The 24,519-nt window shown below is 43.4% G+C and carries 24 protein-coding genes; 8 read left to right on the top strand and 16 right to left on the bottom strand.

Annotated elements, in window-relative coordinates:
• Nucleotides 1-33: 33 nt before the first annotated feature.
• The 3 genes from R50345_RS05085 to glpX all read left to right on the top strand — a co-directional run bounded on the left by R50345_RS05085 (nt 34) and on the right by glpX (nt 2,648).
• Nucleotides 34-690: a CBS domain-containing protein gene (locus R50345_RS05085; protein WP_042124644.1), complete on the top strand. Its 657-nt coding sequence runs from the start codon at nt 34-36 to the stop codon at nt 688-690.
• Between the two features lie 12 nt (nt 691-702).
• On the top strand, nt 703-1,509 hold the full coding sequence (locus R50345_RS05080) for a pyruvate, water dikinase regulatory protein (RefSeq protein WP_042124643.1): 807 nt from the start codon (nt 703-705) through the stop codon (nt 1,507-1,509).
• A 143-nt stretch (nt 1,510-1,652) separates the two neighbouring features.
• Nucleotides 1,653-2,648 (top strand): class II fructose-bisphosphatase, encoded by a 996-nt coding sequence (glpX, locus tag R50345_RS05075; protein WP_042124641.1) that lies wholly within the window; start codon nt 1,653-1,655, stop codon nt 2,646-2,648.
• 78 nt (nt 2,649-2,726) lie between these two features.
• On the opposite strand, the gene R50345_RS05070 is transcribed toward glpX, so the two are convergent.
• On the bottom strand, nt 2,727-3,395 hold the full coding sequence (locus R50345_RS05070) for a general stress protein (protein WP_081953998.1): 669 nt from the start codon (nt 3,393-3,395) through the stop codon (nt 2,727-2,729).
• 202 nt (nt 3,396-3,597) lie between these two features.
• Here R50345_RS05070 and R50345_RS05065 point away from each other — a divergent pair, with 202 nt between their 5' ends.
• Together R50345_RS05065 and R50345_RS05060 are read left to right on the top strand one after the other, a co-directional pair.
• Nucleotides 3,598-4,446 (top strand): AraC family transcriptional regulator, encoded by an 849-nt coding sequence (locus R50345_RS05065; protein WP_042124639.1) that lies wholly within the window; start codon nt 3,598-3,600, stop codon nt 4,444-4,446.
• Nucleotides 4,447-4,540: 94 nt separating this feature from the next.
• Nucleotides 4,541-5,530: an aldo/keto reductase gene (locus R50345_RS05060; RefSeq protein WP_442950200.1), complete on the top strand. Its 990-nt coding sequence runs from the start codon at nt 4,541-4,543 to the stop codon at nt 5,528-5,530.
• A gap of 82 nt (nt 5,531-5,612) precedes the next feature.
• Here R50345_RS05060 and R50345_RS05055 read toward each other — a convergent pair whose 3' ends face one another.
• The 5 genes from R50345_RS05055 to R50345_RS05035 all read right to left on the bottom strand — a co-directional run bounded on the left by R50345_RS05055 (nt 5,613) and on the right by R50345_RS05035 (nt 10,006).
• Nucleotides 5,613-6,344: a ZIP family metal transporter gene (locus R50345_RS05055; RefSeq protein WP_042124635.1), complete on the bottom strand. Its 732-nt coding sequence runs from the start codon at nt 6,342-6,344 to the stop codon at nt 5,613-5,615.
• A 170-nt stretch (nt 6,345-6,514) separates the two neighbouring features.
• A complete protein-coding gene (phnE, locus tag R50345_RS05050; RefSeq protein WP_042124633.1) occupies nt 6,515-7,318 on the bottom strand; it encodes a phosphonate ABC transporter, permease protein PhnE in 804 nt (267 codons plus the stop codon).
• A complete protein-coding gene (phnE, locus tag R50345_RS05045; protein WP_042124631.1) occupies nt 7,315-8,106 on the bottom strand; it encodes a phosphonate ABC transporter, permease protein PhnE in 792 nt (263 codons plus the stop codon). The genes phnE (R50345_RS05050) and phnE (R50345_RS05045) overlap by 4 nt, the downstream gene beginning before the upstream one ends.
• Nucleotide 8,107: 1 nt before the next feature.
• The gene (gene phnC, locus R50345_RS05040) at nt 8,108-8,890 is read right to left on the bottom strand and encodes a phosphonate ABC transporter ATP-binding protein (protein ID WP_042124629.1); all 783 of its coding nucleotides are present in this window, start codon (nt 8,888-8,890) and stop codon (nt 8,108-8,110) included.
• A gap of 138 nt (nt 8,891-9,028) precedes the next feature.
• A complete protein-coding gene (locus R50345_RS05035; RefSeq protein WP_042124627.1) occupies nt 9,029-10,006 on the bottom strand; it encodes a phosphate/phosphite/phosphonate ABC transporter substrate-binding protein in 978 nt (325 codons plus the stop codon).
• A gap of 174 nt (nt 10,007-10,180) precedes the next feature.
• Here R50345_RS05035 and R50345_RS05030 point away from each other — a divergent pair, with 174 nt between their 5' ends.
• Nucleotides 10,181-11,761 (top strand): bifunctional metallophosphatase/5'-nucleotidase, encoded by a 1,581-nt coding sequence (locus R50345_RS05030; protein ID WP_042124625.1) that lies wholly within the window; start codon nt 10,181-10,183, stop codon nt 11,759-11,761.
• On the opposite strand, the gene R50345_RS05025 is transcribed toward R50345_RS05030, so the two are convergent.
• From R50345_RS05025 to R50345_RS05015, 3 genes are all read right to left on the bottom strand, one after another.
• Complete coding sequence (locus R50345_RS05025) at nt 11,758-13,527, bottom strand: M3 family oligoendopeptidase (protein WP_042124623.1); 1,770 nt, start codon at nt 13,525-13,527, stop codon at nt 11,758-11,760. The genes R50345_RS05030 and R50345_RS05025 overlap by 4 nt on opposite strands.
• A gap of 369 nt (nt 13,528-13,896) precedes the next feature.
• The gene (locus R50345_RS05020; RefSeq protein WP_042124621.1) at nt 13,897-15,108 is read right to left on the bottom strand and encodes an MFS transporter; all 1,212 of its coding nucleotides are present in this window, start codon (nt 15,106-15,108) and stop codon (nt 13,897-13,899) included.
• An 11-nt stretch (nt 15,109-15,119) separates the two neighbouring features.
• Complete coding sequence (locus R50345_RS05015) at nt 15,120-15,572, bottom strand: MarR family winged helix-turn-helix transcriptional regulator (RefSeq protein WP_042124619.1); 453 nt, start codon at nt 15,570-15,572, stop codon at nt 15,120-15,122.
• Between the two features lie 280 nt (nt 15,573-15,852).
• On the opposite strand from R50345_RS05015, the gene R50345_RS05010 reads away from it, so the two are divergent.
• Nucleotides 15,853-16,392, top strand: a complete 540-nt coding sequence (locus tag R50345_RS05010; protein ID WP_042124617.1) for an NADPH-dependent FMN reductase — start codon at nt 15,853-15,855, stop codon at nt 16,390-16,392.
• A 157-nt stretch (nt 16,393-16,549) separates the two neighbouring features.
• On the opposite strand, the gene R50345_RS05005 is transcribed toward R50345_RS05010, so the two are convergent.
• The 7 genes from R50345_RS05005 to R50345_RS04975 all read right to left on the bottom strand — a co-directional run bounded on the left by R50345_RS05005 (nt 16,550) and on the right by R50345_RS04975 (nt 23,523).
• A complete protein-coding gene (locus R50345_RS05005; RefSeq protein ID WP_042124615.1) occupies nt 16,550-17,518 on the bottom strand; it encodes an alpha/beta hydrolase in 969 nt (322 codons plus the stop codon).
• Nucleotides 17,519-17,557: 39 nt separating this feature from the next.
• A complete protein-coding gene (locus R50345_RS05000) occupies nt 17,558-18,610 on the bottom strand; it encodes an LLM class flavin-dependent oxidoreductase (protein WP_042124613.1) in 1,053 nt (350 codons plus the stop codon).
• Nucleotides 18,611-18,680: 70 nt separating this feature from the next.
• Nucleotides 18,681-19,550: an NAD(P)-dependent oxidoreductase gene (locus R50345_RS04995; protein ID WP_042124611.1), complete on the bottom strand. Its 870-nt coding sequence runs from the start codon at nt 19,548-19,550 to the stop codon at nt 18,681-18,683.
• Between the two features lie 69 nt (nt 19,551-19,619).
• The gene (locus tag R50345_RS04990; RefSeq protein WP_042124609.1) at nt 19,620-20,195 is read right to left on the bottom strand and encodes a TetR/AcrR family transcriptional regulator; all 576 of its coding nucleotides are present in this window, start codon (nt 20,193-20,195) and stop codon (nt 19,620-19,622) included.
• 164 nt (nt 20,196-20,359) lie between these two features.
• Entirely contained in the window at nt 20,360-20,965 is a 606-nt protein-coding gene (locus tag R50345_RS04985) for a flavin reductase family protein (RefSeq protein WP_042124607.1), read from the bottom strand.
• 17 nt (nt 20,966-20,982) lie between these two features.
• The gene (locus tag R50345_RS04980) at nt 20,983-21,960 is read right to left on the bottom strand and encodes a ring-cleaving dioxygenase (RefSeq protein WP_042124604.1); all 978 of its coding nucleotides are present in this window, start codon (nt 21,958-21,960) and stop codon (nt 20,983-20,985) included.
• A 321-nt stretch (nt 21,961-22,281) separates the two neighbouring features.
• A complete protein-coding gene (locus R50345_RS04975; protein ID WP_042124602.1) occupies nt 22,282-23,523 on the bottom strand; it encodes a M20 family metallo-hydrolase in 1,242 nt (413 codons plus the stop codon).
• Between the two features lie 121 nt (nt 23,524-23,644).
• On the opposite strand from R50345_RS04975, the gene R50345_RS04970 reads away from it, so the two are divergent.
• Nucleotides 23,645-24,517, top strand: a complete 873-nt coding sequence (locus tag R50345_RS04970; RefSeq protein ID WP_042131873.1) for an alpha/beta hydrolase — start codon at nt 23,645-23,647, stop codon at nt 24,515-24,517.
• Nucleotides 24,518-24,519: the final 2 nt, after the last annotated feature.

Below are 24,519 nucleotides of genomic sequence, written 5' to 3'. Positions count from 1 at the left end.
TTCTTTTCTAAGAGGAATGCCTTTTTATCTGAAGTGGAGGGAATTGCGATCGAACTGACATCACGTCAACTAGAAATCATTGATATTGTGAACAAAAGAGCTCCGATTACCGGCGAACAGATTGCCGAATGTCTAGATCTAACGCGGCCAACGATTCGTTCTGATCTCTCCGTTCTGGTTATGCTCAAATATATTGATGCTAAACCTAAAGTCGGTTACTTCCCAGGACTCAAATCATCTAATCGTCTGGGAAGCAATTATTTGTTGCAGGAGACAAAGGTTAAAGAGATTCAAAGTGTACCTATCATTATCCGTGAGACTACTACGGTTCAAGATGCCGTAGTTACGCTGTTTCTACAGGATGTTGGCACCCTTATTATTTGTGACGAAGAGGGTAAGCTCACCGGTGTTGCTTCACGTAAGGATTTCCTGAAGGTAACCCTTGGCAATCCGGGTGCTGTCTCCATGCCCGTAAGCATGGTCATGACACGCCAGCCCAAAGTAGTTACAACTTCACCAGATGAGACGGTGCTTGACGCCGCACATAAAATGATTTTTCACGAGGTAGATAGTTTACCGGTAGTTGTTCCCAGCGCCACTGAGGACAGTGGTACGAAACTGGATGTCATAGGACGTTTGACGAAAACTGCTATCGTAAAACTTCTCCTCGAACTTGAAGCCAAAGGATAACAGGAGGAATTCATGAGCATCGAGCAATCTTCCAACCTAATAACGATCTGCTCAGATTCTATAGGAGATACGGCAGAAGCTGTCGTGCAGGCCGTCATTCATCAATTCCAGAATCAGCAGATCACCATCAAAAGATACGGGAACATTAGACATGAAGATGAGCTCCGGAAGCTTATGGAAGAAGCCGCGCAGCATAAAGGTTTTGTCGTCTATACGCTGGTGCAGCCGGAGCTAAGAGAAATGATTAAAGAAGAGGCCGTACGGCTTGACCTTCGTATCGTCGATATCATGGGCCCCATGATGCAAGCTTTCATCGATACGTTTGACGATGCTCCACAGCAGCGACCGGGTCTGTTGCACCAGCTTGATGAGAACTATTTCCGCCGCATGGAGGCTATCGAATTCACAGTTGCCTGTGATGATGGCCGGGATCTCGGCGCCATGCTAAAAGCCGATATCGTTCTGCTAGGGATGTCCCGTACCTCGAAGACACCACTTAGTATCTTTTTGGCTCATCGGGGGAAAAAGGTCGTTAACTATCCGATTATTCCGGAAATTGCTCCTCCGCAAGAGCTGCTAAGTCTGCCGCCGAACCGACTAATCGGACTAACCATGAAGCCGGAGTATATGCTGAAGATTCGCTCCGAGCGGCTGAAGGTGCTTGGGTTACCGACTGGCTCCCAATATGCAAGTCTGGAGCGGATTACAGAGGAGATGGAATGTGCCTCTTCTCTGTTCAATAAACTATGCTGTCCTGTAATCGATATTACCGACAAAGCTATAGAAGAAACCGCTGGTATTATTATGGGTTATATCTAACATTCGAATCAAGCAAAAACGCCTTCGGCGTTCTAATAAGGACGGTAAGCGTTTATGCGAGAAATATAAGGATAATATATAGCGTGAAACTTATAAATTCTTATATTTTATAAAATATATGGGATGTACTGGAGGGAATTAGAATGGATCGCGAACTGGCTCTTGAGATTGTACGGGTAACTGAACTAGGTGCATTATCCTCGGCTCGCTGGATCGGGCGGGGAGATAAAAATGCGGCAGATGATGCAGCCACGACTGCCATCCGCTCCATGTTTGATTCTGTCTCCATCGACGGAACGGTCGTCATTGGTGAAGGAGAGATGGATGATGCTCCAATGCTCTATATTGGCGAGAAAGTTGGGAATCAAAAGGGCCCTTCTGTCGATGTAGCCGTCGATCCTCTGGAAGGCACTGAAGTGGTGGCCTGTGGTCTACACAATGCCCAATCCGTGATTGCCATAGCAGATAAGGGCAGCCTGCTTCATGCTCCAGACATTTATATGGAGAAACTCGCTTGCGGTCCTGAGCTTGCCGGTAAGCTTAGTCTCGAAGACCCTGTAGAGGTCACTCTCCAGAAAGCATGCCACTTCAGTGGCAAGTCCCTCTCCGAGCTAACCGTAATGGTTCTTGACCGCAAACGGCATGAACAACTCATTCATAGCCTTCGAGAAGCGGGTGTAAGGATTAAGCTGTTAGGTCACGGAGATGTAGCTGGCGCTATTGCGGCTGCACTGCCGGATAGCGATGTGGATTTGTACATGGGCTCGGGCGGAGCACCCGAAGGTGTCCTTGCCGCCGCTGCACTGAAATGCCTTGGCGGAGAAATGCAAGGCAGATTGCTCCCAGATGGACCAATAGAGTTACAGCGCTGTGTACGTATGGGAATTACCAATCCTACGAGAGTGCTATACATGGAGGACATGGTTGGCACAGGTGACGTTCTCTTTGCCGCCACGGGTGTAACGTCAGGCGAATTCCTGAACGGCGTCCGTTTCATTGGGAAAGAACGCGCAGAGACACATTCGGTCATTATGCGGGCACAGAGTCGGACGATCCGCTACATCCGCAGCATTCATTTCCTTCCTGGTAAAGAAATACCGGATGCACTGACTGTTAGACAGAACGTCGCCTCTTTATAAATCACAAAAAACAGGCTATCTCACCAGCTCACCCATGGCTAGTGAAATAGTCTGTTTTTACTAAATAGCTATTCACTCTTATTTATTTCTAATGCGCTCACTCGCTAAGGTATCCATGGCATCCATGGTTCCGGTGGCTTGAGCTAAATTTCTCGCTTCTTGCTGATCAGCGGCCCGGAGCGCATCGCTTTCTTTTACACTGCCATCATAGTTTCGATTCTCAGCTGTATTTATATTTGCGATATCCTCAAAACGGTCTGAGTTCAGACTATTATGCTGTACGAAAATCCGCTTCACTTCTTCCTCCTTACGCTCACCCTCCACATCCACCATTACAAGAATATGGCCTTCACCTACGTAGTTATCGTAACGCTTGGCTTCCTCTTCAGGAATGCCAAGACCAATAAGACCGCCAACTAGTCCACCGCTACCAGCACCTATTGCCGCTCCAGCCAGCATTGCCGCAAGCGGTCCGGCTGCGATAATCGGTCCAATACCAGGAATAGCCAAAGCGCCTATTCCCATCAGGAGCCCTGTCAAACCACCCAGCAGACCACCAGTAGCCGCACCAGTAGCTATTCCTTCCGGCGCTTGAGTCCCTGATTCATCTCTAAGCGTATCCGCACTCTCTGAATTTCTCGCGATAATCGATATGTCCTCTGTTCTGCAGCCTTGACGTTTCAACTCTTCAATAGCCCTCGAAGCTTCGTATTCGGCAGCAAAGACACCCACTATTCTCTTATTCATCTCCATTACCTCCTAGTGATCGAAGTTAGCTCATACGTTCAGCTTCATAGCTTACTTAACCAAACTGGGCAGGGATAAACTTCTATCTCAGAATTCGCATTCCATTCCAAGTAATGGTCCCACTAAAATATGCTGTATAATAAAAGAAGACGGGCAAAATTGCCCTTGCTTAACTCTATAAAAGAAAGAGACTGAAGAAATCATGGCGATATTTAATTATAATTCTGAGCGTCCCTTCAGAGGTAATCCCGATTTGCATCTCCATTACTGGGGTCGGGAGCAGTGTCTACCTGGGCATTTTTTCGGACCAGGGGTTCGTGACGTATACAAAATACATTTCATTCATGAGGGAACAGGAAAGGTATCTGTGGGAGAACAGACCCATATCCTGCAAGCAGGACAAGCTTTTCTTACCTACCCTCATATCGTTACTTCTTATGCAGCAGACCTATCAAAGCCCTGGACTTATTCTTGGGTAGCTTTCACCGGAGTACAGGTATCATATATTTTATCCAAAACTTCCTTATCGCCTGAGCAGCCAATCTTCCCGATGGATGAACAGCTTATGCCTAATCTCTACGAGCGCCTGACAGAAGCAGCCGACACTTCGGATTGTCTTGACCTGCCACTAAAAGCGATTATGTATGATTTTTTCTCCCTTTTGCTTCAAGCGGTGCCAGCTGTTCCGGATGTACTTCCTTTACCGCGTCAAAAGAGTATTTACGTTGAGCAAAGTCTGCACTTTTTGCATACACATTATTGTGAGAACATTTCCGTGGAGATGCTGTCTTCTTCTCTCAAACTGGATCGAAAATATTTATCTTCCTTGTTCAAACGGACCATTGGTATGCCACCGCAGCAATATTTATTAAATTACCGAATCGCTAAAGCATGCGAGCTTCTGACAGAAACCCTTTGTACTATCGGTGAGATCTCGCGTTCTGTCGGCTATCAGGACCCCTTACTCTTTTCGCGGATGTTCAAGAAGGTGAAAGGTTGTTCTCCAAAAGAATACCGTGTCCGTCATCTCGAAAATGACATTGTACTATAAACTTCTTCCTTGCTGACATACGTTTGTCCGGGATCTTTCGCTACAATAAGGACGTAACGTAATCAGAAATAAGTCTTTTTAGGAGGAAATAATGATGTATAACGCAAGCGCTACCAGATATGACAATATGAAATATAACCGCACTGGAAAAAGCGGTCTACTCCTTCCGGCGATCTCGCTAGGACTATGGCATAACTTTGGCGGAAACGACTTATTCGAGAATGGTCGCGCCATGGCAAGAAGAGCTTTCGATCTTGGAATCACTCATTTTGATCTCGCTAATAACTACGGTCCCCCAGCTGGCTCCGCAGAAGAAAGCTTTGGTCAAATCCTTAAGAAGGATCTTGCTCCTTATCGTGATGAAATGGTCATCTCTACTAAGGCTGGATATTATATGTGGGCCGGTCCTTATGGCGAATGGGGCTCCAAGAAATATCTCGTCTCCAGTCTAGACCAAAGCTTGAAACGTATGGGCCTTGATTATGTAGATATTTTCTATCACCACCGTCCAGATCCGAATACACCACTGGAAGAGACTATGGCTGCGCTGGATCTTATTGTACGTCAAGGTAAAGCGCTGTATGTTGGGATTTCGAATTACAACCCTGAACAGACACGCGAAGCGGCACAAATTCTTCTTCGGCTTGGAACGCCTTGCCTGATTCATCAACCTAACTACTCCATGATGTCCCGCTGGATCGAAGACGGCTTGCAGGATGTATTAACTGAGGAGGGTATCGGATCGATTGTGTTCTCTCCACTACAAGGAGGCATTCTTACCGACCGCTATCTTAACGGAATTGCTCCCGATTCTCGCGCTGCTGGACCAAGTGTATTCCTGTCCGAAGATGCCATTACGGAAGAGAAGATCGCTAAGGTTCGCAAACTGAACGAGATTGCTGCTGCACGTGGACAAAAAATGTCTCAACTAGCGTTATCTTGGGTACTCCGCGGAGGTAAAGTCACTTCAGCTTTGATCGGTGCAAGTAAGGTGAGCCAGATTGAAGATGCTGTCGCTTCCTTGAATGCACCGGAGCTAAGCGCAGAAGAGCTGGAGCAAATCGAGACGATTTTGCGAGGATAATTATAGATTAAACCATAAAGACGGCCAATGAGGTCAGGCAGCTTAAGCTGCTCTGGCACTTCATTGGCCGTTTTTTTTCTACTCACCCAAATATCTGCGTAATATACACCATAATTAATAATCCAAAGATAAATGAATACGTCGAAGGCCGTTCGTAACCATGGCCATGACTCTCTGGAATAAGTTCCTTGTAGACGATGAATAGCATAGCCCCGGCTGCAAAAGCAAGACCATAACCCACTACATTTTGCAGATAACTGGCTGTAAAATAGCCGATCACCGCAGATACCATTTCCATAAGTCCGGTAAGCGTAACAATTCCCAGGGCTTTTAACTTGCTTGTTCTAGAATTCATCAAAAAGACTGCAAGAATCAATCCTTCGGGCATATTTTGCGCACCAATTGCAATGGCCACGGTCGGACCCAGGCTCGCCTGTTCACTGGCATAACTGAATCCCGTACTAAGACCTTCTGGTATGTTGTGAATGAATAGCGCGATCAAAACGAGCAACGCCTTCGAATCCATATTGGTGTATCCGGGTTTATTCTCCACGTCGATATGCGGAATGTTTTTTTCAATTAAATCGAGAAGCAGTACACCTGTAATCAAGCCTAAGGTTAAAGCGATAATCCCCGATTCTTTAATCGCTTGCGGCATGAGTCCAAATGTAGAAGCCGATACCATAATACCTGCTGTAAAAGCAACGAGAACGTCCTTCCATTTCTCAGATAACCTCTTCACAAACAGGATCGGAAACGCTCCAAGCACCGTAGCCATTGCTGATACAAAGCTGCCAATAAGCGCAGTTTCCAAGTTTTCAACTCCTTTGGTACAAGTTCGGATAGACCAACATATGTTAACACAAAAAGTATTATTACTTCTATATAGCTTTTCCGAATAATGCGCTAATCATAAAAAGACCCCCATAGGCTCTATTCATACCCTAAGGAGGTCTTTGTCTAACATGTAATTACGCGATTCAGTTATACTAGCTTCTTCCGAATCATGCCGGAAATCAAATCAATAATCGTAATCATCACAATAATGCCTAGTAGGATAATTCCGACCCGGTCCCAATTCCGTGAACTGAGTGCGAAGATTAACGGCGTACCAATCCCCCCAGCTCCAATCACACCCAGAATCGTAGCTGAGCGAACGTTAATTTCGAACCTGTATAAAGTGTAGGATAGAAAGCCTGGCAATACCTGCGGTACAACAGCAAACCATAACACCTGCATGCGGCTGGCGCCAGAAGAAATTAAGGCTTCAAGTGGACCGTTATCAATATTCTCAATCTCATCCGCGAACAATTTGCCGAGCATGCCCACGGAATGCAGTCCCAGAGCCAGTACACCTGCAAATGAACCCGGCCCAACAGCCTTGATAAACAGCAAAGCCATAATGATCTCAGGGAATGTCCGTATAAAGCTTAACACCAGCTTACCGGAACCCGAAATCACCTTTCCCTTGCTCATGTTGACCGCAGCCCAAAAAGCAAAAGGGATACATATGAAGGTCGAGATAAAAGTTCCTAAAATTGAAATAGCAAGCGTTTCAAGCAATCCACGAAGCAGATCCTCCCCATCTGGTAAATAAACGAAGGCCCAGTCAGGTGAGAATATCCCGGCAAAGATCGCCTTAGTAATGACCCCGGCGGTTTCTTTAAATCCATTAAACGGTACTCCGGAAAAGGCCCAAATATAGACTATCACTAATGCCACATAAATCAGTAGGCGGAAGCGATTTTTACGAGGTTTAGGGACAAGGGTATTCCATGATTTACTCATATTAATTTCTCCCGCAGCTTAGTGCTTACATAATCAATAATCAATACTACTGCTAATGTGAACAAGATAATGGTGCAAGTCTTATCGTATTCTAAAAAGCCTAATGTCACTTCATAGTAATGGCCGATTCCACCCGCGCCTACCAAACCTAAAACTGCTGCAGCACGGACATTGATCTCAAAGGCATACAGCACATAGGACATGAAATGAGCCTGTACCTGCGGAATGACTCCGAATATAATTCGTTGCGTCTTATTCGCTCCGACTGAAGTCATTGCTTCCAAAGGTCCCTTTTCAATCGTCTCCAACGATTCATACGTAAGCTTGGCGATCAGCCCCAGCGAAAATACCGTCAAAGCAAATATTCCCGGAAGCGCACCGAGACCGAAAATGGCGACAAAAATAGAAGCCAGCAATAGATCAGGAATTGTGCGGATCAAATTCAGCAGCATACGCACTGGATAATGAAGCCATCGACTTTGCGTAATATTGCTTGCACACAGTAGTGCAATGGGAACTGCAAGAATGGCACCAAACGTTGTACCGACCAATGCCATCCGGATCGTCTCCAGCATCGCATCTATAATATTGTCAAAATACCCCCAGTTTGGAGGGAACATTTCCTTAAACAGATCCAGCATATTCGGCAGACCGGAGATCAGCTCACCGATAGATGAATCGGTCAAAACTGCACTTCTCCACAGTAATACTACTAATATGATGACTGTGAAATAATGCTTTATTTTCCTTGGCGGTTTGGGGTGTAGTTTCTCTGCATTCAAATTCATATCACATGCCCCCGATTACAGGCTCACCTAACAACTCATCCTGATGAATCGGTCTTCCGTAAATCTCAGCGAACTTCTCATCGGTTGCCTCCGATACAGGGCCATCGAAGACCACTTCTCCTGCTCGGAGTCCGATAATCCGGGTAGCATATTCTCTAGCAAGATCGATAAAGTGCAAGTTCACGATGGTGGTGATCCCAAGCTCCACATTAATTTTTTTCAAATCATCCATAACCTGCTTGGTCGTGAGCGGATCCAGTGAAGCGACAGGTTCATCTGCAAGGATAATTTGCGCCTCCTGCGCAAGAACACGGGCAATAGCCACGCGCTGCTGCTGACCTCCAGATAGTTGATCTGCACGTGTGTAGGCCTTCTCAGCAATATTGACCCTATCGAGTGACTCAAAGGCTAAGTCGATATCCTTCTGTGGGAATCTCCCAATGATCGTCCGCATTGTAGAATGATAGCCGACCCGCCCTGCCAATACATTACGAAGCACCGTCGTACGTTTGACTAAGTTAAAGCTTTGGAAGATCATTCCGATATTTCTACGGATCATTCGGAGCTGGCTTCCCTTTGCCTTCTTGATGGATTGCCCATTGATAAGAATATCGCCTTCTGAAATATCATGAAGCCGGTTAATGGAACGCAGCAAGGTGGACTTCCCCGCTCCAGAAAGACCAACAATAGCTACAAATTCCCCAGCTGGAATAGTCAGATTTATGTTGTTCAAGCCTTTAGTTCCGTTTTGATACGTCTTGGATACATTCTGAATCTTTATCATGAAATCATTCCTTTGTGTGTGTTTTCGTATAATCGTATAAAAGAGAAAGAGATAGCCAGATCCGGGGGGGGAATCCGGAGCTGGCTATCCTTAATGACTGTTATACACCAACATCGTTGTATCCTTGAACGGCTTGGACTACTCTGTTTTTACTTTATTGTTGTATTCACGAACAATGTCAAAGTTGCTATCTTGTGACTTCACATATCCTTCATGAGAATAAATTTCTTTAACAATCTCATGTCCTTCTTTGTCAGCTGCGATATCAATGAATGCTTGCTGAATCTTCTCCATCCATTCCTTGTTCATATCTGAACGAACCGAAATCGTATCGTTAGGGATTTTATCAGTGAAGGCAAGAACTTGGGTATCTTCAAATACTTTCGGATAATCCTTAAGGACTACATTACGAGCATCTTGGAAAATAGCTGCTGCATCTACGTCACCGTTCAGCACAGCAAGTACGCCTTGATCATGTCCCTTAACCGTGATGGCTTGTACATCTTTCAACGGATCAAGTCCTGCATCCATCAGCGTTGCAGCCGGCCATACAAAACCTGCTGAGGATGTAACGTTTTGATAGGCAATTTTTTTGCCTTTCAAATCGGCAACGGATTTGATCGCAGAATCTTTCTTAACAATAATCATAGATTTGTAGAAATCAGCTAATTCATCTGTCGGAGCACCCGTTTCATCATTTACTCCAAAACGCTGAGCTTGAAGAATAACTTCAGCAGCTCCTTTTTCTTTTGCTAATACGTAAGCTGTTGGAGGAAGGAAGCCCACATCCACTTTTTTGGAAGCCATAGCTTCGATAACTGTGTTGTAATCAGTCGAGACACTTACTTCTACAGGAATACCGAGTTTATCACCCAGTAATTTTTCAAGAGGTTTCGCCTTAGCTTCGAGCGTATCTGCATTTTGGGAAGGGACAAATTGTACTGTAAGCTTCTCTGGAACATAACCCTCTGCTACAGGAGCTGCCGTTTCCTTCGGTGCATTTGTTCCATCTGTAGATCCTTGGTTTGCAGTATTAGTAGTGTTATTAGCACCACAACCACTAAGCAGTGTAATAGACATCATTAGCGGCAATACGAATTTACTTATTTTTCTCAAACGAAAGACCTCCACTGTTTTCTTTTTTTTTAGTACTTCTAGACTATAAATATTTTGTATTAAATCTAGGGCATCTAACTATTAAATATATGTAAAATTTATTTTAATCTCTTAAAATTTCCAAATTATCTGATAGAATGGGGGTCTGAACTTATAATTTGCAGGAGGCTTCCCATGAATAAAGACAACACTTTAACCTGTGAAATCCTCATAACAAGTGATCTACATGGGCACTTAGGACCCATTGATTACCGTACAGGTGAGAAACGACAAAAGGGCTTAGCAACCATTGCCAGCCTTATTAAACAAGAAAGATCCCATTGTCCGGAACTGATTCTTCTGGATAACGGCGATCTTATTCAAGGGACACCGCTAGCTTATTATGCAGCCACACAGTACAGTGACGAATTAAATCCAGGCATAGCTGCACTGAACGAATTAAAATATGACGCTGCAATTATCGGCAACCATGAGTTTAATTTTGGTAAGCCACTGCTCAATAAAGCCATTCAGGATTCCAAATTCCCTTGGTTATCTGCTGGGATTATAGATCGCACGACATGTAAGCCCGCATTTGGTAAACCTTATATCATCAAGTGGGTAGACCAAAAAATCAAGGTAGCCATTCTAGGGGTTACCACACATTACATTCCCCACTGGGAGAATCCTGTCCATATAGAAGGACTTCAATTTAAGGATTCGTTAGAGACTGTAAAACTTTGGTGTGCCACGATACGAGAAGAAGAACAGCCCGATTTACTCGTTGTAGCTTATCATGGCGGATTTGAGCGCGACCTCATTAGTGGTGAACCTGTAGAGAGACTAACCGGGGAGAATCAAGCCTACGCAATGTGCACAGAGGTTGAAGGCTTAGATGTGTTAATTACCGGACATCAGCATCGCTTCATAGCTAGTGAGCTAAATGGTGTGACGATCATACAGCCTGGTTGTAATGGGCATTCCCTAGGTAAGATTTCAGTAATCTTTCAAAAAGAAAACGAGCATTGGAAGATTAAGAGTAAACAAGCCGAACTCCTTGCTGTGGACGACAAGACCGCTGTAGATGATGCACTTCTAGAGCTTAGCAGTACTCTTGAATCAGAAACAGAAATCTGGCTGGATGAGAGAATAGGTACAGTTATCGGTGATTTATCTATTTCTAGTGCAGATGAATGCCGAATGGCTGACCATCCCTTTATAGAATTCATGAATAAGGTACAAATGGAGGCTACCGGTGTAGAAATCTCAACATCAGCTTTGCTCAGTAACGATTGCAAGGGTTTCAGTAACACCATTACACGGAGAGACATTCTTTCTAACTTCATTTACCCTAACACGCTAACTGTACTAAGACTGACCGGGCGAGATATAAAAGAGGCACTGGAACAAACCGCCAATTATTTTCAAAAGGATATAGAGGGAAATGTAATGGTTAACCCTGCTTATGTAGAACCTAAATCGCAACATTACAATTATGATATGTGGGAAGGCATCCACTACGAGCTTCATGTCCATAAACCTGTAGGCAAAAGAGTCCTCCATCTGCTGTATCGTGGACAGCCTGTAGAGGACTCTAAGGAATATGATGTTGTTATGAACAACTATAGAGCAAGCGGCGGTGGAGATTATGAGATGTATAAGGGCAAGCCGATTGTCAAAGAAGTACTGATCGACATGTCTGAAATTGTCACGAATTACATTGAAAAACGCGGTCAAATTGAAGCTACCTGTGATCACAACTGGAGAGTGGTTTAAGTTGTGCTGATGAATGCCTTAATATCGGTTTCTATCAGCTTTAAAGCCCCTCTCCAAAAATCAATGGAATGTACATCAATATCCATAAACTTTGCTACATCTGCAATATTATGCTTGCTGGTAGCACTAAGGAACTGACGATACCGGGCGACGAATCCCTCGCCCTTTTTTAAATATTCTGCGTAGAGTCCTTTAGCGAATAATAGTCCGAAAGAATACGGGAAGTTCATAAATTCATAACCAGCCATAAAATAGCCGGCCTTGTTCATCCACATGTAAGGATGGATCGTGTCAGGATCAATGCTCTCACCGTAAGCTTCCACCATACAAGTAATCATCAATTCGTTCAGCTCTTGAACAGGAAGCGGACCTAAGGCTCTTCTCTCATATAATTTAAGCTCAAATAAATAACGAGCATAGAAGTCTACAAGATAATACCCAGCATCGGAAATACTTCTTTCCAATAGAAGCAGCGCTTCTTTCTTGGTCGAACTAGTGAGTAGTGCCTGATTTACAATCGTCTCGCAAAAGATCGAAGCCGTTTCAGCAATCGGTATCGGGTAATCTGTGTTCAGCATCGTTTCATTCCCCAGACAGGAGCTATGATACGCATGGCCGAGCTCATGGGCAAGGATACTAATATCTATAGCATTTCCGGTGAACTGGGTCATGATTCTGCTCTCGCCTATCGGAAAAATATCAATGCAGAGCCCATATCCACCCTTACCCGCTCTAGGTTCTGCATCAATCCATTGCTGATCAAAAGCCTTTTGCGCTAAACTGGCCAATTCCTCGCTAAAGGTTCCGAAGCTAGAAACAATTGTTTTTTGAGCATCTTCATAAGAGATTTTTACACTTTCTTCGCCAATCGGTGCAAAAATATCGTAAAAAGGCAGCTTTGTAGAATGTCCCAGCAATTCGGCTTTCTTTTGATAATAGGTATGAAAAGCTGGCAGACTCTCCTGAAGAGCGGCGAGCATTGCCGATAAAGTTTCACTGTCCATTCGCGATGCCACTAACACCTTTTCCAGAGAAGATTGATATCCACGCATGCCATAAACCGTTAGCGCCTCACCGCTTATTCCATTCATGCAAGCTGCACAAACCCCAGCAATACGGCTGCAAGCTTCAGCCTCGGCTTCATAAGCCGCTTTTCTTAATGCAGCGTTATTCTCATAGGCCATACTCCTTAGTTCCGCAAGCGTTACTTTCTTAGTTTCCCCTTGTACTACCACATCTGCTAGTGTACTCGATACGCTCTCCATGTAGAGCCTTCCCCACGCTTTAGAACCCGTGCTCTGCATTCTGGCAATTGCAACTTCCACTTCCTCATTTAATACATAACGGGATTGCAGAAGAAGCTCCTTTAAATAAAATCGATGCTTCAAAAGATAAGTTGAGCTAACGATAAGCTCATCTATGTGATCACAAGTACTAATCCAACGGTTAAAACCCGCAACTACTCCAGCAATCTCTGAGCTTATATGTTCAATATCATCCGCAAGATTCATAGCTTCCTCACAACTGCTGTCTGCACTAAGCGTTAACTCTGCATAGGCCAATAAACATACATATACGCTTTTATAATCATTGTAGAGTCTTAAAAAGTTCTCCACAGGTGCAGCCGTAACAGCTGTCGCTTTCAAATGATTCTCAGCCCACATCTTTAAATCTTGTATATGTTGACTCAGTAGCTCACGATCCCCTTTTAACTTCTCTGACTCAAAGGAAGGATATAAGATATCCAAATTCCATGTCATATTCATTCGCAAACCTCTTCCCCATCAATTACTTTCTTCTAAGCATAATCCATAACGACAGAAAAGTGCATCGACATAATGTACTTCCTCTCTTCACACAAAAAAAGGACCCCGCCAACGTCCGGCAGGGTCAAGGTCTATATTATAAGGGGGTTATGTGATTACTATAACCCTCTTAGCTTAAAAGAATATGAATAGTAGATAAAGATTGGCTTAAACTAAAGATCCCTGCCCTCTTCATTAACAAAAAAGGACCCTGCCAACGTCCGGCAGGGTCAAGGTCTATATTTAAGGGGGGTATGTGATTACTATAACCCTCTTAGCTTAAAACGATATGAATAGTACCTAAAGATTAGCTTAATCTGAAATCATCCCTTATTGACTTAAAGTTGAAGGGTTATTTCTGGCCTTAGTAATCTGAATCCCAATATAAATCATTAGGAACAGCACCATGAACCCAGCAGAATAACGATACATCATCCCATAATCGGATGCCGCCGAGATTGCCCCAAGAATAATGGCCCCACTGGCTACCCCTAAATCTGTAGAGTTATAAAACATACTGTTCGCCATACCATACTGTGCAGGTGTAGACGTCCGAAGCATCCAAGCCTGTATAGTTGGCTGAATGGCTCCAAAGCCGAGTCCATACAGCAGTGCGGATACAATGAGCATTGGCATGGATGTCGTATACGAGAGCACCGTTAAGCTCGCGACAACACAAACCGCTGCAGGAATCAGAACAGCAGCGGGTCCTTTTTTATCAAATAGTCTGCCGGAGATAGGTCTAATAATGATGATCGTAATCGCGTTAAATAAGAAGAACAGCCCTACTTGCTCTAAATGCACCGATTCACCGAACAAAGCGATAAAGCTAAGCAATCCCCCGTAAGTGATCGCGATCAGGACATTCAATATTGCAGGCAATACTAACTTTGTATTAAAAGGAACCTTGAGTGGTTTGGATGGTGCAATGGATCGCTCAATAGGCTGTTTTTTCGGTACAGCAGGAAGCGAACGTGAGAAGAACAGAACTGGAAAGGCAAGAAGCAAGGTAAATGTTCCCATCATCGCCAGTGTTCCAAACCCCGATTGCTTCATTACGTTCAAACCAATCATAGGACCAATGGACATTGCAAGACTGGTTGATAAGCCGAAATAGCCGATCCCTTCGCCCATTCTTTTGCTAGGAATAATCTGTGAAACAATCGTGGGAATAATCGTGCTGGCAATCCCGAACCCAATCCCATAGCCTACCCGCATCAGCAATAGTGAACCGATGGAGTCTGCTACCACATAAAGACCGGTTATGGCGGCCGCGATAGCTAACCCAATATATAATAGTACATTGCGGCTAACCCTCCGCATCAGAAAAGCAGTCATAAAACGTGAAGCAATCGCAGTTAGCGCAAATACACTTGTAACCAAGCTGACCATAATATCTCCGGCTTGAAATTCACTTTTTACATAAGACGGAAATGAAGATAGCAGCATCTGTAAATTCATAAATAAAAATAAAGCACTAATCGTTAATGCAATAAAAGACTTGGTCCAAAGCTTCGTACGTAGTTCTAGTTGTTCTGGCATAACTTACGTTCCTACTCTCCATCATTTATTTGATCGATATGATTGTTTATTCTTAGCAGCAATCCCATGAGCAGCTCATATTCATCACTAGAAATACAGTTCATAATCTCATCTGTGACTTGATCCTCAATAGGAAAGGTCTCCTTAATCAAAGCTCTTCCTTTTTCGGTAATATAAACCTTAAAAGAACGCCGATCATTCTCTCCCGTTCTTTTATAGATCAGTCCTTTTCCCTCCAAGTGATCCAGAATTCGCGTCGTAGTTGGTTTATCCTTACCTGAACGCTTCGCGATGTCCTTCTGAATCAGCCCTTCCGTTCTATCGACTTGAAAAAGAACTGACCATTGCTCAGGTGTAATATCATATTCTTTTAGCCCATTTTGGAATAACGCACTTAATTTACGATAGGTCGTTCCCATCATAAACCCTAACGTAAGTTCGGATTGGTTATGCTGTGTTGTCATGATCAGCCCTCTTCTCATTTCAGCTCATTTTAAATAGTTGCTTAAACAATTATATTCTAGACAACTAATTTTGTAAAGGTGAGACAAAAATATATGCTAACTATTATTAAGTTGCTTGACAAAGTAAACTTGATGAAGTATTATTATCTCATGTTAAAGATACTTAACTTAAAGACAACTAGAGCGTAACACGCTTAATATTATTTATTTGAAGGTTGTGTAATTCATGGGATTTCTAGACAAACTATTTGGTAGAACAAAAATCGAGGAGGAACAAACAATGTCAAAATTAAACATCGGAATCATTCTGGGAAGTACTCGTCAAGGTCGTTTAAGCCCACAAGTAGGAGAATGGGTTAAAAAGGTTGCTGATGCACGTGGAGATGCTAATTATGAGATCGTAGATATCGCGGACTTCAAACTTCCACTAATGGGAGAAGTTGATGCCACTGAACAAGCAACTGCTTGGAATACAAAGCTAGCTACATTAGACGGTTTCGTATTTATCGTTCAAGAGTACAACCACAGTATTTCCGCATCACTGAAAAATGCACTCGATTACGCACGTGAAGCTTGGAACAACAAAGCAGCGGGTATCGTAAGTTATGGTTCCGTAGGTGGCGCTCGTGCAGCTGAGCATTTACGTGGAATTTTGGGAGAACTGTCAGTAGCAGACGTTCGTGTACATCCGGCTCTGTCCCTGTTCACTGATTTCGAGAACGGTTCTGTGTTCAAACCAGCGGATCTTCACCTGACCAATGTAAACGGCATGCTTGATCAAGTATTGGCTTGGAGCGGTGCGCTCAAAACATTGCGTTAAGATTAACCTGCTTTAATCTTATGAAATACACCTCTTGGAATAGACATTGGATAAACCTATGGGTTATCCGGTCGATTCTAAGGGTGTATTTTTTGTGTGTGATGAAATGACCACCCTAGAACAAGGAGCAATGATCATATGGTTTGTGCTTGCATTATTAACAGCTCTCGCTTGGGGAGGGCGAGTGTTTGGGGTGAAGTGCCCGGGCCATCGCATCTATATAGCGCTGAACGGCGCGCTGACTCACTTCCGCTTCTGGAACGAATATTTCGAAAAGATGAAAACATCCGGGATACAGGTGAAATTCGATATCTACACCTGCTTGCGCAAGTCGTGTTACATATTCGATCGTCTCATCTCGGAATAGATCAAGCTGACCTACACATGTATAGGTTGGTGGCAGTCCTGCTAAGTTCTCCGCTCTCGTTGGTACCGCATAGGAAGATATCCTACTGGCATCGTTCTCCTCGCCCAGGTACATGTTCCAAGCCGTTAAATTGTCCGTCCGGTTCCAGATTGCACCTTCTTCCGTAATCTCATGGCTTGATGGCGTAATGTTACGGTTGTCGAGCATCGGATACAACGGCATCTGAAAGATAATGGAGGGTCCACCTTTATCTCGTGCCATCAGTGCAAGTGCTGCTGTCAGCCCGCCGCCACCGCTTGCACCAGCAATTGCAACCCGATTCTCATCAATGCCAAGCGATTCCGCCTCTTCCGTCATCCATACTAAACCAGCATAACAATCTTCGATTGCAGCTGGATAGGGGTGCTCGGGTGCCAGCCTATAATCAACCGACACGACAACACATCTAGCCGTCTGAACAAAGCGTTCACACAACTTGTCGTCCATATCAGGATGTCCTAACACGTATCCGCCCCCGTGAATCCACAGCATAGCTGGAAGCTTGTCAGCATTTCGCCCAGCAGGTTCATAAATTTTTACCAGCATCTCCCCTGCAACACCCGGAATTTTTCGACTGATTGTGTTTACATGCTCTGATTTCTTCACTGGCGGAGCCGACACTAAACTTCTGCTCCACTCTAAATTCTCTTCCAATTGAAACCCTGGAAATTGTGAATATGCCTCTCTTAATTCTGGTAGTATACGTTTATCGATACTCATGAAAATCCTCCAATACAATAATGATTGCTTGTATAATCCCTATTCCTTCTCAGCTTCCCACTTGGCAATTTCCTCTCGTACTCGTGGAGCAACCTCCGTTCCGAGCAGTTCTATAGCCCGCAACACCTGCTCATGTGGCATCGTGCTTAGTGGAACATACATCATAAAGCGTGTAATACCTACATGCTTCCGTAGATGAATGATCTTCTGAGCAACTGTTTCTGGATCTCCAACGTACAATGCGCCATCAAAGCTTCGGGCCGCATCATAGCTGGAACGGTCGTAATACGACCATCCTCGTTCTTTCCCGAGCTTGTTCATGCCATATTGGGTAGATGGAAAAAAGATATCTGCTGCCCGTTCCGTATCTTCTGCGACGAATCCAATCGAATGAGATCCCACCTGAAGCTGCGATACATCATGTCCAGCGCGGGCCGCCGCCTTCTTGTACAGCTCTACAAGCGGAGCAAAATTCATTGGATTCCCGCCAATGATCGCCAACATCAATGGCAGACCCAAAAGTCCTGCACGAACGGCAGAGCTTTGCGTACCTCCGCTGCCAATCCATATAGGTAAAGAGTTTTGGACGGGCCGCGGGTATACGCCCAAATTATGAATTGCTGGCCGATGGCCTCCCTTCCATGTTACTTTCTCGGAATCCCGTATTTTCATAAGCAGTTCGATATTTTCATTGAATAGCTCCTCATAGTCATGTAGGCCATAACCAAACAACGGAAAGGATTCAACGAATGAACCTCTGCCCGCTATAATCTCGGCACGTCCATTGGAGATGCCGTCAAGCATAGCAAAATCCTGAAACACACGTACAGGATCAGCAGATGAAAGGACCGTCACAGCACTAGCCAGGCGAATCCGTTTAGTCAAAGACGCAGCAGCGGACAACACGATTGCTGGTGAAGAAGCTGCATAATCTTCACGATGATGCTCACCTATGCCAAAAACATCAAGTCCCACCCGATCCGCAAGTACGATTTCTTCGACTACTTCTCGTAATCGCTGTGCGTGACTCATTACAATTCCAGTCTCAATATCCGGCTTTGTTTCTACGAACGAAGTAACACCTATTTCCATGCTTTATCACACCTCTTTTAATTTTTCTCCTGCACTACAACCAACAGAGATTTGGGGCAAACCTATTTTTTTAAGAAGAATGCTCTAGACAACGGATTAAAGCGGTCCAATCCATCTCACCATAACCACGGGCTATTCCTTCAGATAAATGATGATGGATAAGTTGGCCCAAAGGTAGAGGAGCTTGGACGGACTGCGCTGCCTCTATAGCCAGTGCAACATCCTTCAGCCCTAGCTTCATTTTAAAACCAGCTGGTTCAAACCGCTGTTCTGTCATTATGGCTCCATAGTTCTGATATAAGGGAGATTGAAAAAGAGCATTCACCACATCCATAAAACGGGCTGGCTCTATGCCATACTTTTCTACCATCAGCTGCGTTTCTGATAAAGCTTCCAGCATAGAAGCAATTAAAAAGTTTACACCTATTTTCACAACATTTCCTTCTTCGCTATAATCCCCAATCTCGAATATTTCCCGACCTAATTGTTCTAAAACAGGAATTAACTGTTGTCTGGCTTGCTCCGGACCTGCCAAAATGATGCGCAATTTAGCTGCTTTAGCGGCATCCGGACGCCCCAGCACTGTGGCAGACACAAAGTATTGCTTTCTCTCCGCATGCGCCGCGGATAATTTCCGAGCCAGATCTACACTGATCGTACTGGCAGATATGTGAATTCCTTTTTCTGATAATCCATTCAAAATTCCATTCGGACCCTCAACAATCTCCTCCAAAGCAGCATCGTCAGAAAGCATGGTTATGACCATATCGCTATTTTTTGCTGCCTCCAATGGTGTCTCGGCATAATGCGCTCCCTGATCTATTAGGGGTTGCGCTTTTTCACGAGTACGATTAAAAACGATTAATTCATTACCAGCTTTCAACAAATTTTGGGCCATTGGAAAGCCCATTTTCCCAAGCCCGATAAACGATATTTTCATAAGTCTCTTCTCCGCATTAAGGATGTTTTACAATAACGGAACGATCGTTCCAGAATAACCAAAAAAAATTTATATTTCTGCAATTACAAAGTTTATCATCTCTTTGGCACGTTGCTGATCTTGATCTGCTTTTGCCATAATATTTATGCTTTGATGTAGATTCAGCAATAAATAAGACCACGCTTTGACATCAGTGGTTTTATCAATTTCACCTGATTGTCGGCCTTTTTCCAAAAGCTCGCAAAAAGCCTGTTCTAAATTCAAAAAACTAGTCTTTATCAATTCATTTATTTTTTCATCCCGCGACTCTAGTGTTGTAGCTGCATTCGTTACAAAACACCCGCCGGGTAGGCTCGTATCGTACGCTGAAGTAATATGTTGCTCAAAAAATTGTTGTATCCCTGCTCTAACGCTTGATGCCCGTTCAAGAATGACCTGTTTATTGAAGCTAACCTTTTTGTAATGTTCCAGTGCGGCAATGTACAACGTTTGCTTGTCAGAAAAAGTATCGTAAAGACTAGATCGGCTAATGCCCATAACCTGCAGCAAGTCCGGTATGCTTGTTGCCTCATAACCCTTTTTCCAAAACAACAGCATCGCTTGATGTAGTGCTTGATCCTCGTTAAACTCTCTTGTCCTTGCCATGAGTAACACCTCCTGTAATGGCAATATAACATATCTGGAACGATCAGTCCAGATAAACTTCGAGAGATAACCTTACTGTTTGCTTGGCATAGCTGATGACTATAAATAGCCCACAAAAAGACCTGCTCGGTAGGCTTCATCGCTTACGAACAGGTCTTAGTTTATTATTCCGGTCTTTCAATTTCAAAAATCTCACCAATCGTAGCGTAATTTGATCCCGCCAAACGACTCACTGCATTTAAGGCTCTAGGGTCAATCCGTCCCTCCTGATAAATCGATTCATCGATATGAAACTGAACAATCTCGCCAATGAATAGATCACTTCCAGGTTCTTCTTCCCCTAGAGGTATCGCTTGTACAAGCTTACATTCCATTCGAACCTTTGCTTCCAATACTCCAGGTACAGTTACATTTTCACTTGGGACCGGTGTAAGATTAGCTAGTTCAATTTCACTTTCTCCTCTTGGCAATGAGGCTGCGGTTTGATTGATCTTCCCAACATTCTCACCATCCACAATATGCACAACAAACTCATGATTGTTATAAATATTACGGGCTGTATCTTTTAATCGCCCTGCTGGTCTTTGTATAGACAGTGAAACCATCGGAGGATTAGAAGAGACGATATTAAAGTAGCTAAACGGTGCACCATTCAAAATACCATCTTCTGATTGTGTGGTGACAAAGGCAATGGGCCTAGGAATTACAGTACCAATTAATAATTTATAATTTTCCCGCTCACTATTTTGCTTCGGATCAATCGAAATCAATCTCCCCAGCTCCTTCTTCACTCTTTCACGAAATCGATCGTGCTTCTTACCGTATCAATTGGACGAACTAACTTCTCAATTTGCTCCCGCTTAGGCTCCAGGAATGGTGGCAGTGAGAGTTTCTCTCCAACCGTTTCGTATTCCTCATCCCCCATAAACCCGGGACCATCTGTTGCAAGCTCGAACAAAATTTGTGGAGCAACACGTGTATACAGCGACTCGAAGAAATGACGATCTACATACCCTGAGGTACGGAACCCAAATTCTTCAAAATGCTTTGTCCACTCATCTAGCATGGTACGATCCTCTACACGGAAGGCAGCATGGTGAACGGTACCAAAGCCTTGACGCGCATTCGGTAAGTCCTCATTATGCTCTACAATAATTTGCGCACCATTTCCGCCTTCGCCGACTTCAAACAAGTGATAAGCCTCTTCTTGGCCGATTTCTTTGAACAACATGACTTTTTCCAACATTTCTTTAAAATAGCTAAAATCAGCTATACGTACAAAAACCGGTCCCAAACCCGTTATCGCAAACTCTAAAGGAATCGGTCCTTTTTGCCATGGTGTGCCTGATTTGACTCCTTCATTAAATTCATCCGAGATCAGTTGATATTGTTGGTCATCAAAATCTACGAAGGATAATGTCTTTTTGCCGAATTGCTCTTTAATTCCGGAATGCTTCACATCAAGGCGATCAAAACGCTTTACCCAGTAGTCTAATGCAGCATCTGTTGGTACTCGAAAGGATGTTTTAGCAATCTCATTGGTACCGTGTACCCCTTTAGGAATGTTAGGGAAGTCAAAGAACGTCATATCTGTTCCGGCACTGCCCTTATCATCCGCGAAAAACAAGTGATACGTTTGGATATCATCTTGGTTGACGGTCTTCTTCACTAGACGCATTCCTAATACGTAAGTAAAAAACTCATAATTCTTCTCTGCGCTGCTGGTGATGGCTGTTACGTGGTGAATCCCTTTTAGATTTCTCATTATTATACACTCCTAAAATTTAGTTTGATTTCATACTATAATCCCCAAAATCCAGAAAGATTAATTGAATTGAATTATCTTAATGTTAAGATATCGACCAAAAAAAATGTTTTCCAACATTGTTCCTATGTTTCATAGAACACTAATTTTCAAACTATCTTTACATTAATTATCTTTAACTTAAGATAAATTTAACACACTCCTTTGTTATTGTCAACCAAACACTATAAAAGAGAACAGCCTTGTTCAGGATGTGAAGAATCACAAGGCTGTTCGGTTTCAAATTACCTCTGCCATTAATAAATTCAGTGAAAGATGAACCTACGCTTGTCTTACAAACGCATAACGAAGAACAGCTTCTTCTAAGATATCAATCCCCATAATGATATCGTCCATATCTGTATATTCATTAGGATGATGACTTAGTCCATCTACAGAAGGAACAAAGATAAGCCCTACTGGGCAAAGTTTGTTCATGTTCATAGCATCATGTCCTGCCCCGCTGATCATCCGTTGACTCAATATCCCCTTCTCTTCACAAATGGATTCTAGAACATGACTGATCTCATCTGATAATAGGACAGGTTCCTCCGAAATGATCTCCGTACTCGCAATTTCAAGTTGTCTGCTTGCTTGTACTGAGGATATCGTTTGATATAAATGGCTTAACACACGTTGTCTGGATGCCACTGAAGTAGATCTGATATCAATTTTAATTTCAACTTCTCCCGGAACCACGTTCATAGCACCATTTAAGATGTCTATCACCCCAAGGGTCGCAACCGTTCCATATTCTTGCTCGAGTTTAGCTGCTTTTTCAAGCTCAAGTGCTATTTCTGACGCACCTAGAAAAGCATCTTTTCTCATATTCATAGGTGTCGTTCCAGAGTGGGATGCTTTCCCTGATATTTGAATATGAAGTCTCACGGGTGCAGCAATTCCAGTCACAATTCCTATTTTTTTATTATTGTTTATTAAGACGGGACCTTGCTCAATATGTAATTCGAAGAACGCTTTTAGTTCTTCATCCCCTCTACTCGCCTGATCAATACTGTTATAATCTAATGCGCATAGCGAAAATGCTTTTTCCATGGTAATCCCATCTTTGTCCTTTAAACCTTTGTATTTCTCCTTCTGAAATAACCCTGCCATTACTTTGCTGCCTACTGTTGAAATACCAAACCGCGAGGATTCTTCACAGGCAAATGAAATAACTTCGATCGGATGATCCGTTTCAATCCCTTTTTCGTTTAAACGTTTGATTACTTCCAAGGCAGCCGTTACACCTACCACACCATCGTACTTCCCTCCTTGGTATACCGTATCCAAGTGAGAGCCCATTACAACGGGTGGAAGCCCTTCTATCTTCCCATTTCTTCTAGCAATCACATTTCCGCAATGATCCATCCGAATATCTAAATTCTCAGCCTTACACATCCGCATAAAAGCACTCGTACAGGTCTGCTCTTCATTTGTATAGGCAATTCTAGTGATGCCCTTCTCACCCGAATTGTATTGATTAATATTATCAAATAATGCCTGATATCTGCTCTTTCTATCCATGCCAGTATCTCCAATCCTGGGTATTCATGATTATGGTTTCATCAAAATTCGTGAATGATATACAATAGAGGTAGTGCTAATCTTTAAAAATTACTTACTTGATGAGGTGTATTGGATAGTGATGAAGAAGACCGTTATTTTTAAAGAAAATGATCAATTTACAATTAAAGCTGATTTTTATGAAACAAACCGTTCCCAAGCCCCTGCTATTGTATACATTCACGGAGGCGGCCTACTTTGGGGTGATCGAGAAGATCTATCCGAGGAAATGATACAACTCTACACCAATAATGGCTTTGCGCTGTTTTCGATTGATTATAGATTAGCTCCTAGATCAACCCTATCTGACATCCTTGAAGATGTCCAAGACGGCCTTCTTTGGTTAGTGAATGAAGGACCCAAGGAATTCTCCATTGATCCCTCAAGGATTGCTGTGGTGGGAAGCTCCGCAGGTGGTTTCCTTGCGCTATGCACAGGAATGTTTACCCATAAGCCGCGTGCGATTGTCTCCTTCTATGGATATGGCGATATTAGTGCACAATGGGCACTAGAACCTAGTAAATTCTATTGTGAAAAAGATATCGTCTCTATGGAGATTGCAAAAAGTACGGTGTCCGATCAAATCATTACGAACGCAACCGTTGACGAACGTTTTCTTCTCTATTTATATGCTAGACAATCCGGTCAGTGGATACAAGAAGTGACGGGTTTGAATCCTTCTCTACATAAGGAAGAACTCCTCAAATTCTGTCCTATTCATCATGTAACTAAGGAATTCCCCCCTACATTGCTATTGCACGGAACAAATGATGTAGATGTACCCTATGAACAATCAGCATTCATGAGAGCTGCGCTAGTGAAAGAAGGGGTACCCGCAAAGCTTATAACCATTCCTAACGGAGAGCATGTATTTGAAAAAGATTTCAATAATCCTGTAGTGCAAAAAGCTCTTCATCAGGTGATTGATTTCCTTCAGCTTCATCTTACTGAGTAGTT

Source organism: Paenibacillus sp. FSL R5-0345, assembly GCF_000758585.1.
Lineage (GTDB): Bacteria > Bacillota > Bacilli > Paenibacillales > Paenibacillaceae > Paenibacillus_AQ.
The sequence above is the reverse complement of the archived record's forward strand: the minus strand, read 5'-3'. Positions and strand labels throughout refer to the sequence as shown.